The sequence below is a fragment of the Catellatospora methionotrophica genome (genome assembly GCF_011297335.1).
Taxonomy (GTDB): domain Bacteria; phylum Actinomycetota; class Actinomycetes; order Mycobacteriales; family Micromonosporaceae; genus Catellatospora; species Catellatospora methionotrophica.
Genome location: NZ_JAAOTJ010000008.1, coordinates 1 through 13,694, shown reverse-complemented (window position 1 = coordinate 13,694; position 13,694 = coordinate 1). Strand labels below are relative to the sequence as shown.

Sequence of the window (13,694 nt, the reverse complement as noted above, 5' to 3'; positions counted from 1 at the left end):
GTCATTGCCGACGACCACGCCAGTGAGCGCACATGAACGAGGGAGCACACGTGGCCACCATTGAAGGCTTCGTAGCCCGGGAGATCCTCGACTCCCGCGGCAATCCGACCGTCGAGGTCGAGGTCGGTCTCGACGACGGCACCATCGCCCGCGCCGCGGTGCCCTCCGGCGCCTCCACCGGCGCCTACGAGGCGCTGGAGCTGCGCGACGGCGACAAGAGCCGCTACCTGGGCAAGGGCGTCGAGAAGGCCGTCGCCAACATCGAAGACCAGATCATCGACCAGCTCATCGGGTACGAGGCCAGCGAGCAGCGCCTCATCGACCAGAAGATGCTGGAGCTGGACGGCACCCCCGACAAGTCGGTGCTGGGCGCGAACGCGATCCTGGGCGTCTCGCTCGCGATCGCGAAGGCGGCCGCCAAGAGCGCTGAGCTGAGCCTGTTCCGCTACCTGGGCGGCCCGAACGCGCACCTGCTGCCGGTGCCGATGATGAACATCATGAACGGCGGCGCGCACGCCGACTCCAACGTGGACATCCAGGAGTTCATGATCGCGCCGATCGGCGCGCCGAACTTCCGCGAGGCGCTGCGCTCCGGCGCGGAGGTCTACCACGCGCTCAAGAGCGTGCTGAAGAAGAAGGGCCTGTCCACGGGCCTGGGCGACGAGGGCGGCTTCGCGCCGAGCCTGCCGACCAACGCCGCGGCGCTGGACCTGATCGCCGAGGCCGTCCAGGCCGCCGGTTACTCCCTGGGCAGCGACATCGTGCTGGCCCTGGACGTGGCCGCGACCGAGTTCTTCGACAACGACGTGTACACCTTCGAGGGTGCCGCGAAGTCGCGCGAGGACATGATCGCGTACTACGCCAAGCTGGCCGAGTCGTACCCGATCGTGTCGATCGAGGACCCGCTGGCCGAGGACGACTGGGCGGGCTGGAGCGCGATGACCGCCCAGCTCGGCGGCAAGATCCAGATCGTCGGCGACGACCTGTTCGTCACCAACCCGACCCGCATCGCCCGCGGCATCGCCGAGAGCGCGGCCAACGCGGTGCTGGTCAAGGTGAACCAGATCGGCTCGCTGACCGAGACGTTCGACGCCGTCGAGCTGGCCCACCGCAGCGGTTTCCGGACCATGATGAGCCACCGCTCGGGCGAGACCGAGGACACCACGATCGCCGACCTCGCCGTCGCGATGGGCTGTGGCCAGATCAAGACCGGCGCGCCGGCCCGTTCGGACCGTGTCGCCAAGTACAACCAGCTGCTGCGCATCGAGGAGGAGCTGGCCGACGCGGCCCGCTACGCCGGCGCGGCCGCGTTCCCGCGGTTCACCGCGGGAAAGTGACACTGCCCCGGTTCACCGCGGGAAGGTAACCAGCAAGCCGGAAAACAGGCGACAGCGCGGGTTCGTGACGGTGTCACACCGCAGGGCCTAGCATGTGATCGAAGCTCCTTTCATGCCACACGTACGACGTGGAAGGAGCTTCGGTCATCGCGCAGGGGGGAGGGGTGATGCAGCGGCAGAAGCCTGGCGGACAGGGGCCGGTGCGACGCCCCCAGGGCGGCACCCGGGGCGGCGCGCGCGGCACCGCCTCGGTGCGCACCCGGGAGGGTGAGCGCTCGCAGAGCCGCCCCGCCGCCGCCCGCCGCGCCGCCGCCGCCGGAGCCGCCAAGCGCACCAGCGCCCCGAACCCGCACGGCCTCACCGGCCGGGCCACCGCGCTGCTGGTGATCCTCGCGGCGCTGGCGCTGGGCTACGCCTACCCGGTGCGCGTCTACCTCACCCAGCTTGCCGAGATCGACGCGATGCGGCAGTCGCAGCTGGAGCAGCAGGAGCGGATCGCCGGGCTGGAGCGCCAGGCCGAGAAGTGGAAGGACGACGAGTACATCAAGGCTCAGGTCCGCCGCCGCTTCTTCTGGGTCTCGCCCGGACAGACGCCGCTGATCCCGATCTGGGACCCGGACGGCCGGACCGACCAGGACCAGACCCCGAAACCACCGCCGGCCGCTGAACCCGACAGCTGGTACGGCAAGCTCTGGACCCGACTGGACCCGGAGCCGGAGAAGAAGAACTAGGAGTTCCGATGGATCGCGACCTCGTGCCCGCGCCGACGCGGCAGGAGGCGACCGAATCCGATCTCGCCGCGGTCCGTGCCCAGCTCGGCCGGCCCACGCGCGGCACCCGGGCGGTGGCGCACCGCTGCCCGTGCGGCAAGCCCGACGTGGTGGAGACGGTGCCCCGGCTGCCCGACGGCACTCCCTTCCCGACGCTGTTCTACCTGACCTGCCCGCGGGCGACCGCGGAGTGCAGCCGGCTGGAGTCGTCCGGGCTGATGAGGGAGATGAACGAGCGGCTGCGCACCGACCCGGAACTGCGCGCGGCGTACCTGAAGGCGCACGAGGACTTCCTGACGCGCCGGGAGGCGATCGGTCACGTGCCCGAGATCGAGAACGTCTCCGCGGGCGGCATGCCCGACCGGGTCAAGTGCCTGCACGTGCACCTGGGCCACGCGCTGGCCGCGGGTCCGGGGGTCAACCCGTTCGGCGACGAGGTCATCGCGCTGCTGGAGCCCTGGTGGACGGCGGGTCCCTGCGTTGAGTGAGCTGACCGTACGCAAGGCCCGCACCGCCGACGTGCGCGGCATCCGCCGCCTGATCGACACCTACAGCGGTGAGCGCCGCCTGCTCAGCAAGGCGACCGTCGCGATATACGAGGACGTGCCCGAGTTCCGGGTGGCCGTGGGCGACGACGGGGCGGTCGCGGGCTGCGGTGCGCTGCACGTGCTGTGGGAGGACCTGGCCGAGATCCGCACCGTCGCGGTGGACGCGGCCTGGCGTGGCCGCCGCGTCGGCCACCAGATCGTCGAGTCCCTCCTCGACGACGCCCGTGAGCTGGGCGTACGCCGCGTCTTCGTGCTCACCTTCGAGACCCGCTTCTTCGCCTCCTTCGGCTTCGCCGAGATCGACGGTGCGCCCGTCCCGCCACCCGTCTACGAGCAGCTCCTGCGCTCCTACGACGAGGGCGTGGCCGAGTTCCTAGGCCTGGAACGCGTAAAACCCAACACCTTGGGCAACACCCGCATGCTCCTCCACCTGTAGAAGGAAGGGCACCTTCCCATCGCTATCGGTAGAGGAAGGGCACCTTCTTAACGCCTGTAGGGTGACGGCGTGGGAGAAGCCGTCGCCGCGATCGACTGTGGCACCAACTCGATCCGCCTGCTGATCACCGAGGACGGCCGCGACGTCGAGCGCCTGATGCGCATCGTGCGCCTGGGCGCGGGGGTGGACCGCACGGGCCGCCTGGACCCGGCGGCGATCGAGCGCACCCGCGCCGTGCTGGCCGCCTACCGCGACCTCATCGCGTCGCACGGGGTGAGCCGTATTCGCATGGTCGCCACCAGCGCGACGCGCGACGCGGCGAACGCGGCCGACTTCCACGACATGGTGCGGGCCACGCTGGGGCAGCCCGCCGAGGTGATCACCGGCACCGAGGAGGCCGCGCTGTCCTTCGGCGGCGCGGTGACCGGGCTGGACGGCACCGGCCCCTACCTGGTGGTGGACATCGGCGGCGGCTCGACAGAGTTCGTCCGGGGCCACCGCACGGTGGACAGTGCGATCAGCATGGACATCGGCTGCGTACGCATGACCGAACGCCACCTGCCCGACGACCCGCCGACGGCCGCCCAGCTCGCCGCGACCGTGGCCGACGTCGACGCCGCGGTGGCCCGCGCCCTGGCCCACGTCGGCACCGGCCCGGCCACGCTGGTCGGGGTCGCGGGCACGGTGACCACGCTGGCGGGCATCGCGCTGGCCCTGGACCACTACGACCCCGCCCGGATCCATCACGCGGTGCTGTCGGCGGGGACGATCGAGGAGCTGGCTGCCGAGCTGTCCGCGATGGACCACGACACGCGGGCCGCGATCCCGGTGATGCATCCCGGCCGGGTCGACGTCATCATCGCGGGCGCGCTGATCCTGCGGGAGATCATGCGGCAGACCGGCTTCGTCGAGATCACCGTCTCGGAGCACGACATCCTCGACGGCATCGCCGCATCCATCCAGGACTGACCAGCAGGTTACGCGACGCGTGGTAGCGTGCTGCTTGCAGTACTTCGCATCGCACACTACTGTGCTGAGCGTGGATACCACCCAACTGCTCAAAGGGGTGCTCGACCTGGCCGTGCTCGCCGTGCTCCGCGAGGACGACGGCTACGGATACGACATCCTCCGCCGGTTGCGCACCGCCGGGCTGACCGAGATCGGCGACGCCTCGGTCTACGGCACGCTGCGCCGCCTGTTCGCGGCCGGCTACCTCACCACCTACGTGGTGCCCTCCGAGGAGGGCCCGCACCGCAAGTACTACGCGCTCAACCCGGCCGGCCGCACCCAGCTCAAGCAGGGCGGCGACGTGTGGAACGGGTTCGCCTCCACGATGAACACCCTGCTGAGGGAGTCGGCATGAACGTCGAGATCGCACAGTACGCGGCGCAGGTCGGCGCGGCCCTGTCCGACCTGCCCGAGCAGGCCCGCGACGACCTGCTCGAAGACCTGCCGGCGCACCTGGCCGAGGTGGCGGCGGAGGTCGAGGCCGAGGGCGGCGGCGCGACGCTGACCGAGCGGCTGGGGCCGCCCAGCGCGTACGCCGCGGAACTGCGTGCCACGCTGGGCCACACGGGGGGTCCCAGCCGGACGGCCGCGTGGGCGGGTCGGGCCGTGTCGCGGGCGCGGACGCGCTGGTCCGTGCTGGACCGGCGGCTCGGCCCGCTGATCGGCTACGAGCGCCTCGGCGAGTTCCTGGCGCTGTTGCGCCCGGCCTGGTGGGTGCTGCGCGGCTGGCTGGCCGCGATGCTGGTGGCACAGCTGTGGCCGGACAGCGGCGGCATCGGGCTGCTGCCGCGGTTCGAGGGCAGCACCGTGCTGGGGCTGCTGGCGCTCGCCGGGTTCGTGGTCGGCTCGATCTGGCTGGGCCGCCGTACGGCCGCCGCCCCGCCCGCCCGCCGCCGGACGCGGCTGGCGCTGGGCGTGGCGACCGCGGTGGTGGTGGTGTTCGGCGTCAGCCTGTGGGTCACGGCGGACGACCGGTTGACGGGCACCTACTGGCACGACGTGACCCAGGCGTCCTCGCCGAGCAGCCCGTACGAGCAGGTCGCCGACATCTTCGTACTGGGCCCGGACGGGCAGATCATCCCGGGTGCGCGGCTGGTCGACCAGGGCGGCAACCCGATCGTGCTCGGCTACTGCGCACAGCGGTTCGGCTGGGAGGGCCCGAGCGGGGGCGACCGGGGCTGGGAGTGGCGCGTGGTGTACCCGTCCTGTCCCGACGTCAGCGCACCGGCGCTGCCGTGGGTGCCGGCCTCCCCCGAAGCGCTTCCGTGGGGCACGTTGTCGCCGTCGGCGGGTCCGTCGCCATCGGCCGGTCCGTCGGCCTCGACGACCCCGGCGGCGTCGCCGTCCGCCACCCCGTGACGTCGTAGGCCGCTCGCGCGGAGTCGGGTCGCCCGTCAGACCACTGAACGGGCGACCCGGCGCGGTCTGAAGCGGTCGGCATTTCCGGCCGTCCGGATGGCATGCCCGCGGTACTTGTCAACGGGGTCGCGAAGATTCACAGCAAACGCTAAGGTGACGCGGTCTCGCGACAGCACGCGAGATTTTCCCGCCCCGGCCGCGACCCGATCCGGACGAGGGCACCCCTCGGAAGGAAATGCAATGAGCGAGCAGGAAGCCGCTGCGGGTTCGCAGTTCACCCCCACCCCCGCCGCACCGGAGGCCACCGAGCCGCCGAAGAAGTCGGGCGGAGCGATCAAGAAGATCCTCGGTGTGGTGGTCGTCATCATCGTCGTCATCGCGGTCAAGTTCGCCGTGGGCGCCGGGCTGGGCGAGCTGTGGGACAACATCACCGGCAGCGTGACCACGGCGAGCGTCGGCGACTGTGTCAACGAGTTCCAGGACGTGGACGACGCCAAGGTCGTCGACTGCGCCGACCCGGAGGCGAAGAACAAGGTCGTCGGCCTGGTCGAGGACAAGTTCACCAAGGCGGCGTTCAGCGCGCAGATGGCCGCGGGCAACCCCTGCAGCGCGTTCCCGACCGCCATCGCCGCCATCTGGTACGGCACCGGCACCGGCACCGGCGACGTCTGGTGCCTGGCTGCCAAGTGAGCTGAGCTCGCTCCGCTATAGCACCCTCGCGGCGGCGTGGTGAGTTACGACCATAAGTCGTAACTTTCGCCACGCCGCCGTCGTCTTCCCCGGTACCGTCCGGTGTGGTTGGCTACCCGGAACGCCACGACTGTGCGACCAGCCAATGACGACTGACCGTCAGGAGGACGACCGATGGGTGAAATGGTGGACTACCCCAGCAACGGGGGGACCAGTGAGGGCTACCTCGCGCTGCCCAAGAGCGGCAGTGGACCTGCGGTCATCGTGATCCAGGAGTGGTGGGGGCTCGTGCCGCACATCATCTCGCTGGCCGACCGATTCGCCGAGGCCGGGTTCGTGGCGCTCGCGCCCGACCTGTACCACGGCGCGCACACCACCGAGCCCGACGAGGCCGGCAAGCTGATGATGGGCCTGGCCATGGACCAGGCCGCCAAGGACATCGCGGGCGCGGCGTCATACCTGGCCGGACGCCCGGAGACCACCGGCGGCGTGGGTGCGGTGGGCTTCTGCATGGGCGGCAGCCTGGCGCTGTGGTCCGCCACGGTCAGCGACGAGATCACCGCCGCGGTCGGCTTCTACCCGGCGCTGCCGTGGGAGCGCATGGCCCCGCAGTGGTCGAACTACCAGGGCAAGACCGCGATGATCCACTGCAGCGAGGAGGACGGCACCTCAGCGGCCCCCGGCATCAAGATCGCCCGTGCTGCCATCGAGGAGGCCGGCGGCACCTGCATCGTGCACGACTACCCCGGCACCCACCACGCGTTCGTCAACGACGACCGCCCCGAGGTCTACAACGCCACGGCGGCGGCCAGCGCCTGGGCGCGCACCGTGGAACTGCTGCGCACCACGCTGTGACCTCTGCCGACGGCGCGTCCCGGCGGCCCGCCGGGACAGCCGGCCCGGCGGCGTCGAGCGCGGCCGAGCTGGCCGCGCTCGACGAGGAGATCTCCGGCTGCCGCCGGTGCCCCCGGCTGGTGGCCTGGCGGGAGGAGATCGCCGCGACCAAGCGGGCGGCGTTCCGCGACGAGGTGTACTGGGGACGTCCGGTCCCCGGCTTCGGCGCGCCCGACGCCCGCATCCTGATCCTCGGGCTCGCCCCGGCGGCGCACGGCGGCAACCGCACCGGGCGCATCTTCACCGGCGACCGCAGCGGCGACGTGCTGTTCGCCGCGCTGCACCGGGCGGGCCTGGCCAACCAGCCCACCAGCGTGTCCCGTGACGACGGGCTGCACCTGAGCGACGTGCGCATCGCGTCGGCGGTGCGCTGCGCGCCCCCGGACAACAAACCGACGCCGGTCGAGCGCGACACCTGTGCGCCGTGGCTGCATCGCGAGGTCACGCTGCTGCGGCCAACCCTGCGGGTGGTGATCGCGCTCGGCGCGTTCGCGTGGGCGGCGTGGTGGCCTACGCTGTCCACGGTGTACGGCGTCAAGCCGCCGGTGCCGCGTCCGAAGTTCGGGCACGGGGCAGTCTTCCTCCCGGAGGGCGGCCCCGGCAGTCCGCAACCTGGACCGGCGCTGCTCGGCTCGTACCACGTCAGCCAGCAGAACACCTTTACCGGGCGGCTCACACCCGCCATGCTGGACGACGTGCTGAGCCAGGCCCGGCACCTCGCCGGCCTCGGCTGAGCCGATCCGGTGCGGATCGGACCCGACCGGGCCGGGGACCTGACGCCGCTGGTGGAAGCGATATTCGGAGCGGGGATCCATGGGAGCGTTGCGTCGCTGGTGGCCGTTGCTGGCCGTGGCCGCGCTGCTGATGCTCGCGGCCGCGACGGCCTCGGTCTCGGTGCTGCCGATCGGCCGGGCCGCGCCGGAGCAGTCCGCGTCGGCCAACCCCACCCCGACCGCCTCGGCCTCGCCGTCCCCGCGGTCGCCGTCCCCGTCGCCGTCGGCGGCCCCCGAGGACACCGCCGACTCCGGCTGGCTGGGCGTGGTCGGCCTCGGCATGCTGCTGGCCATCGGGGCGGCCGTACTGATCGTGCTGCTCAAGGCCGCTGCCAAGTCGACCACGAAGTTCCGCCGCCGGGCCATCCGGGAGAAGCCGCCGACCCGCATCGCGCAGCTCACCGACGAGGAGGAGGTCGTCGCGGCGCTCGACGCCGGCCTGCTCGACCTCGACGACGACGCCGCTGATCCGCGTACCGCCGTCATCGCCTGCTGGGTGCGCCTGGAGCAGGCCGCCGCGGCGGCGGGCGTGCCGCGCCTGCCCGACGACACCGCCACCGACCTGGTCGTACGCATGCTCCACCGCCGCCGCCTCGACGCCGGGGTGCTCAACGGCTTCGCCGACGTGTACCGCCGCGCCCGCTACGCCACCCACCGTGTCGACGACGACATGCGCCTGCAGGCCAGGGCCTCCCTGAACCGCCTGCGCGACGAGCTGACCGCGGGAACCCGCAGCGGGGTGGCCTCATGAACGAGCGCAGCGAGCACGACGACTTCGTGGACGGCGACGTCGACGAGGGCGCGAGCCTGGGCGACCTGCTCGGCGGGTTCAGCCGTCCGGAGGGGCCGGTCGCGGCGCGCCCGCCCCGGCCGAAGGCGACCCGCTGGCTGAGCCTGCTCGGATTCACCATCGCCTGGACCGCGGCCGGCTGGATCACGCTCCAGGTGTTCAGCCTCAGCATGCCGTTGCCGCTGGTCTTCGCGGTGGCGCTGACCGTGGTCGGGGTGTGGCGGATGGCCCGCTCGCTGCGGGCCCCGCTGCCGCCGCGCAGGGCCGGACGGGCCGTCGCCGCCGACCAGTCCGAGGTCACCGACGGCCTGCGGCTTGCCGTGGCCCGCTGGGAGACCATCCTGGAGTGGAGCCACACCGACGCGGCCCGCTTCCAGCGGCGGGTGCAGCCGCGCCTGGCCGAGGTCGTCGACGAGCGGCTGCGCCAGCGCCACGGCGTCAACCGCGCGACCGAGCCCGAACGCGCGCGTAGGCTGCTCGGTGATCCGCTCTGGACGCTCCTCACGGTGCCGGCCAAGCGCCCGCCCAGCCCTCGCGAACTCGATGTGATCGTCAATGCCTTGGAGAAACTGTGAGCATGCAACCGATCCCCGCCGCTGAGGTCGGCCGTCTCGCCCAGCAGGTGCTCGACCGGGTCGGCACCGTGATGGTGGGCAAGCGGGACTCCCTGGAACTGGTGCTGGCGGGCATCCTCGCCGGTGGCCACGTGCTGCTGGAGGACCTGCCCGGACTGGGCAAGACGCTGACCGCGCGCACCTTCGCCCAGGTGCTGGGCCTGGACTTCCGCCGCCTGCAGTTCACCCCTGACCTGCTGCCCGCGGACGTGACCGGCTCGTTCCTGTACGACCAGCGCACCCACGACTTCACCTTCCGGGCCGGTCCGGTCTTCACGAACCTGCTGCTCGCCGACGAGATCAACCGCACGCCGCCGAAGACGCAGGCGGCGCTGCTGGAGGCGATGCAGGAGAAGCAGGTCTCCGTCGAGGGCGTGACCTACCGCCTGGAGGCCCCGTTCCACGTGCTGGCCACGGCCAACCCGATCGAGTACGAGGGCACCTACCCGCTGCCCGAGGCGCAGCTCGACCGCTTCATGCTGCGCGTGTCGTTCGGCTACCCGGAGGCCGACGAGGAACTGAACGTGCTCCGCCGCCGCATGGTCCGCCGCCAGGAGGAGTCCGAGGTCGAGCCGGTCGTCGACGCGCCGACCCTGCTGCGCATGCAGGCCGGGCTGGAGCAGATCGAGGTCGAGGACTCCGTCTGCCGTTACATCGTGTCGCTGGCCGCGGCTACCCGCGAGCACCCGGCGGTGCTGGTCGGCTCGTCGCCGCGCGGCTCGCTGGCCCTGCTGCTGCTGTCGCGGGCCCGCGCCGCGCTGGCCGGGCGCGACTACGTCATCCCCGAGGACGTGAAGGGGGTCGCGCTGCCCGCGCTGGCGCACCGGATCACGCTGCGGCCGGAGATGTGGCTCAAGCGCATCGACCCGGTGTCGGTGGTGGCCGAGGTGCTGGCCGCGACGCCCGCTCCGGTCAGCGGCGCGCTGCCCAGCCACGCCGCGTCCCCCGGCCAGCGGCCGACGCCGTCGCGGCGGCTGACCGAGTTAGAGGACGAGCTGCTGGACCCGCCGTACCGGTCGACCGGGCTGCGGGGCTGACGTGTCCCAGGGAGCCTCCCCCGAGGGCGACCTGGAGCCCGTCGCGGCCGCCGACACCGGCGAGAACTGGTCGCCCACCCGGGCACTGGGCCGGGCCGTGCTGGTGGCGGGCCTGCTGCTGGTCGCCGCCGTGCTGCTGGGCCGTACGGACCTGGTGATCCTCGCCGCGCCGCTGGCCCTGAGCGTGGCTTTCGCGCTGGGCAAACGTCCCCGCGCGCTGCCGGGGCTGCGGCTGTCCACGGTCGAGTCGTTCCCGGTCGAGGGCGGTGACCTCGGCGCGACCGTCGAGGTCGAGAACCGCGACGTCACCGGGTACGACCTGACGGTGGTGCACCTGCAGCACTCGCCCTGGCTGCGGCTGGAGGGCGGGTCAGTCGACGCGGGCCCGTCCCGCCGCGGCGGCAACCGCCCCTACGTGACCCTGGTGCCGCGCGGCGTGGCCACCGCCGTCGAGCTGGCCGGACCGGCCGTGCGCTGGGGACGGCACTGGCTGGGCCCGGCGTCGGCGCACGCGGTCGCCGCGGACGGGCTGCTGGTCAGCCGGGCCGTGGTCACCGGCGCGCTGGGCGTGAAGGTGTACCCGCTGACCGACCCGTTCAAGGCCGACGAGGCGATGCCCCGGGCGGCCGGCCTGGTCGGCCAGCACCGCTCGCGGCGGCCCGGCGAGGGCGGCGAGCTGGCGGGCGTACGCCAGTTCGGCCCCGGTGACCGGCTGCGCCGCGTCGACTGGCGGGTGTCCCTGCGCACCGAGCGCCTGCACGTGGCGGCGACGCTGTCCGACCGTGACGCCGAGGTGGTGGTCCTGCTCGACCTGCTGGCCGACGCGGGCCGCTCCGGCGGCATCGGCGGCGCGTCGTCGGTGCTGGACCGGTCCGTGCGCGCGGCCGCCGCGATCGCCGAGCACTACCTGCACCGCGGCGACCGCGTCTCAGTGCTGGAGTACGGCGCGCAGGCCCGCCGCCTGCGCCCCGCCAGTGGCCGCAGGCAGTACCTGACGGTGCTGGAGTGGCTGCTGGACGCCCACCCGAGCCCGACCGCGCAGGAGCGGGGCGGCGCGCAGCTGGCCGCGGGCATCTCCGCCGCGGCGCTGGTCGTGGTGCTGACCCCACTGCTGGACGCCCGCTCGGCGGCGATGCTGGCCGGGCTGGCCCGGTCGGGGCGCTTCGTGGTCGCCGTGGACACGCTGCCCACGGACCTGACCTCGCCACCCGTGAACACCTGGAGCGACGTGTCGTACCGGCTCTGGAAGGCCGAACGGGAGAACACCATGGGCCAGCTCGGCGAGCACGGGGTGCCGGTGGTCGCCTGGGCAGGCGCGGGCAGCCTGGACGCCGTGCTGCGCGACGTGTCGCGGCTGGCCGCCGCGCCCAAGGCGGTGCTGCGGTGAAGCAACTGCTGGCACAGGTGCGCGACCTCGGGCGGATCACCGGCGGCCCGCTGCTGGTGCGCGGGGTCGTCTTCGTGGCCGCCTTCACCGGCCTGCTGCTGGCCGCGCCGGGGGAGCTGCCCGCGCGGCTGATGCTCGGCTTCCTCGTGCTCGCCGTCATCCCGGCGATCGCGCCCGGCGGGATCGCGGTGACCCTGGTGATGCTGACCATGGTCGCGATGTGGCTCGCCGACACGCTGCTGTTCGGTGCCCAGCCGTCGACCGGGCGGCTGCTGGCCACGGCCGCGGCGCTCTACCTGCTGCACAACGCGGCCGCGCTGGCGGCGGTGCTGCCCTACGACGCGATCGTCGACAACCAGGTCCTGCTGCGCTGGGCGGTGCGCTCGGCGCTGGTGCTCGGTGCGGCCGGGGTGCTGGCGATCCTGCTGGCGACGGTGCTGCCGGGCATGTACATCACCACACCGACGGTGGCGCTGGTGGTCGGCCTGGTCGTGGTCGCGGCGGCCGTGGCGCTGCTCACTCGGCTGGGCAGGCGGCCCTGATCAGGGCGGCGTGACGGGCGTCGCTGTCCGGGATCACAGGCATCGGCGCTGATCAGGGCGAGGGTGCGGCGGTAGCGTGAATGTGTGAAGCCAGTACGGATCCTGGTGGTGGGTGCCGGCCACGTCGGCCTCTACGCCGCCCTGCGCCTGTCCAGCAAGTTGCGCTCGACCGAGGCTGAGGTCACGGTCGTCGACCCGCAGCCGCACATGACGTACCAGCCGTTCCTTCCCGAGGCGGCGGCGGGCAACATCTCCCCCCGGCACACCGTGGTGCCGCTGCGCCGGGAGTTGCGCGATTGCAAGATCGTTCACGGCGCGGTGACGAAGGTCGAGCACTCCCGCAAGGTCGCCACGGTGCAGCCGGTGGTCGGCCCGTCCCGGGAGATCCCGTACGACCACATCATCGTCGCGCCCGGCAGCGTCTCCCGTACGCTGCCGATCCCCGGTCTGCGCGAGCACGCGGTCGGCTTCAAGACCATCGGTGAGGCCATCTGGCTGCGCAACCACGTGCTGGAGTGCCTGGACATCGCGGCCGCCACCACCGACCCGCAGACCCGCCAGCGCGCGCTGACCTTCGTGGTCGTCGGCGCGGGCTTCGCCGGGGTCGAGGCGCTGGGCGAGATGGAGGACATGGCCCGCGACGCGCTGCGCTACTACCCGGAGCTCAAGGCCGACGACATGCACTGGGTGCTGGTCGAGGCCACGCAGCGGGTGCTGCCCGAGGTCGGGCCGCAGATGGGGGCGTACACCGTCGAGGCGCTGCTCAAGCGCAACATGGACCTGCGCCTGGGCACCCGCCTGGACTCCTGCGTCGACGGCGTGGTGAAGCTGTCCGACGGCGGCGAGTTCGCCGCGGACACCATCGTGTGGACCGCCGGCGTCAAGGCGCACCCGATGATCGCCGCCACCGACCTGCCCCGCACCGCCCAGGGCAAGCTCACCTGCAACCCGACGCTGCGGGTCGTCGACGGCGACGCGGTCGTCGAGGGTGCGTGGAGCGCGGGCGACTGCGCCGCGGTGCCCGACCTGACCGCCGCCGCGGGCGAGATGTGCTCGCCGAGCGCGCAGCACGCCGTACGGCAGGCGCGCCTGCTGGCCGACAACCTCGTCGCCACCGTACGTGGCAAGGGCATCCGCGAGTACCGGCACAAGCACGTCGGCTCGGTCGCCAGCCTCGGCCTGCACAAGGGCGTCGCCCACGTGTACGGCTTCAAGGCCAAGGGCTGGCCCGCCTGGTTCATGCACCGCACGTACCACATGAGCCGCATCCCGTCGCTGAACCGCAAGGTCCGCGTGATCGCCGACTGGACCCTGGCCCTCTTCCTCAAACGCGAAGTCGTCTCCCTCGGCGCCCTCCACCAGCCCATGGACCCCTTCGCCCAGGTCACCCAACCCACCCAACAACCCTGACCCAGCCCGGCCAGCCGGGCCCGTTCTGTTTCGCAACTCTTAAAGACTTGCGGCCTCCAGGTCACCTGGAGGCCGCAAGTCTTTAAGAGTTGTGGCGGG

The 13,694-nt window shown here is 72.4% G+C and carries 16 protein-coding genes; all 16 read left to right on the top strand.

Annotation, left to right across the window (positions count from 1 at the left end; translation table 11 throughout):
* Nucleotides 1-50: 50 nt before the first annotated feature.
* Entirely contained in the window at nucleotides 51-1,337 is a 1,287-nt protein-coding gene (eno, locus tag HAV40_RS19395) for a phosphopyruvate hydratase (protein WP_166383253.1), read from the top strand.
* 167 nt (nucleotides 1,338-1,504) lie between these two features.
* Complete coding sequence (locus tag HAV40_RS19390) at nucleotides 1,505-2,068, top strand: FtsB family cell division protein (protein ID WP_166383251.1); 564 nt, start codon at nucleotides 1,505-1,507, stop codon at nucleotides 2,066-2,068.
* Nucleotides 2,069-2,076: 8 nt separating this feature from the next.
* A complete protein-coding gene (locus tag HAV40_RS19385; RefSeq protein WP_166383250.1) occupies nucleotides 2,077-2,595 on the top strand; it encodes a DUF501 domain-containing protein in 519 nt (172 codons plus the stop codon).
* A complete protein-coding gene (locus HAV40_RS19380) occupies nucleotides 2,588-3,091 on the top strand; it encodes an amino-acid N-acetyltransferase (protein ID WP_166383248.1) in 504 nt (167 codons plus the stop codon). The genes HAV40_RS19385 and HAV40_RS19380 overlap by 8 nt, the downstream gene beginning before the upstream one ends.
* Nucleotides 3,092-3,160: 69 nt before the next feature.
* Entirely contained in the window at nucleotides 3,161-4,060 is a 900-nt protein-coding gene (locus HAV40_RS19375) for a Ppx/GppA phosphatase family protein (RefSeq protein WP_239085939.1), read from the top strand.
* A 70-nt stretch (nucleotides 4,061-4,130) separates the two neighbouring features.
* Complete coding sequence (locus HAV40_RS19370; protein WP_166383246.1) at nucleotides 4,131-4,454, top strand: PadR family transcriptional regulator; 324 nt, start codon at nucleotides 4,131-4,133, stop codon at nucleotides 4,452-4,454.
* Nucleotides 4,451-5,458 carry an HAAS signaling domain-containing protein gene (locus HAV40_RS19365; RefSeq protein WP_166383243.1) on the top strand — a complete coding sequence of 336 codons (1,008 nt, stop codon included), beginning with the start codon at nucleotides 4,451-4,453 and terminating at the stop codon, nucleotides 5,456-5,458. Before HAV40_RS19370 ends, HAV40_RS19365 begins: the two co-directional genes overlap by 4 nt.
* A gap of 240 nt (nucleotides 5,459-5,698) precedes the next feature.
* Nucleotides 5,699-6,148, top strand: coding sequence for an LppU/SCO3897 family protein (locus tag HAV40_RS19360; RefSeq protein WP_166383241.1), 450 nt, complete (start codon nucleotides 5,699-5,701; stop codon nucleotides 6,146-6,148).
* Between the two features lie 174 nt (nucleotides 6,149-6,322).
* Complete coding sequence (locus HAV40_RS19355; RefSeq protein ID WP_166383239.1) at nucleotides 6,323-7,003, top strand: dienelactone hydrolase family protein; 681 nt, start codon at nucleotides 6,323-6,325, stop codon at nucleotides 7,001-7,003.
* Complete coding sequence (locus HAV40_RS19350; RefSeq protein ID WP_166383237.1) at nucleotides 7,000-7,776, top strand: uracil-DNA glycosylase; 777 nt, start codon at nucleotides 7,000-7,002, stop codon at nucleotides 7,774-7,776. Before HAV40_RS19355 ends, HAV40_RS19350 begins: the two co-directional genes overlap by 4 nt.
* A gap of 79 nt (nucleotides 7,777-7,855) precedes the next feature.
* Nucleotides 7,856-8,566, top strand: a complete 711-nt coding sequence (locus HAV40_RS19345; protein WP_166383235.1) for a DUF4129 domain-containing protein — start codon at nucleotides 7,856-7,858, stop codon at nucleotides 8,564-8,566.
* Nucleotides 8,563-9,180, top strand: coding sequence for a hypothetical protein (locus tag HAV40_RS19340; RefSeq protein WP_166383233.1), 618 nt, complete (start codon nucleotides 8,563-8,565; stop codon nucleotides 9,178-9,180). Before HAV40_RS19345 ends, HAV40_RS19340 begins: the two co-directional genes overlap by 4 nt.
* A 2-nt stretch (nucleotides 9,181-9,182) precedes the next feature.
* Complete coding sequence (locus HAV40_RS19335) at nucleotides 9,183-10,256, top strand: AAA family ATPase (RefSeq protein WP_166383231.1); 1,074 nt, start codon at nucleotides 9,183-9,185, stop codon at nucleotides 10,254-10,256.
* A gap of 31 nt (nucleotides 10,257-10,287) precedes the next feature.
* The gene (locus HAV40_RS19330; RefSeq protein ID WP_166383662.1) at nucleotides 10,288-11,643 is read left to right on the top strand and encodes a DUF58 domain-containing protein; all 1,356 of its coding nucleotides are present in this window, start codon (nucleotides 10,288-10,290) and stop codon (nucleotides 11,641-11,643) included.
* Nucleotides 11,640-12,185, top strand: coding sequence for a hypothetical protein (locus HAV40_RS19325; RefSeq protein WP_166383229.1), 546 nt, complete (start codon nucleotides 11,640-11,642; stop codon nucleotides 12,183-12,185). Before HAV40_RS19330 ends, HAV40_RS19325 begins: the two co-directional genes overlap by 4 nt.
* An 84-nt stretch (nucleotides 12,186-12,269) precedes the next feature.
* Nucleotides 12,270-13,595 carry an NAD(P)/FAD-dependent oxidoreductase gene (locus HAV40_RS19320; protein WP_166383227.1) on the top strand — a complete coding sequence of 442 codons (1,326 nt, stop codon included), beginning with the start codon at nucleotides 12,270-12,272 and terminating at the stop codon, nucleotides 13,593-13,595.
* Nucleotides 13,596-13,694: the final 99 nt, after the last annotated feature.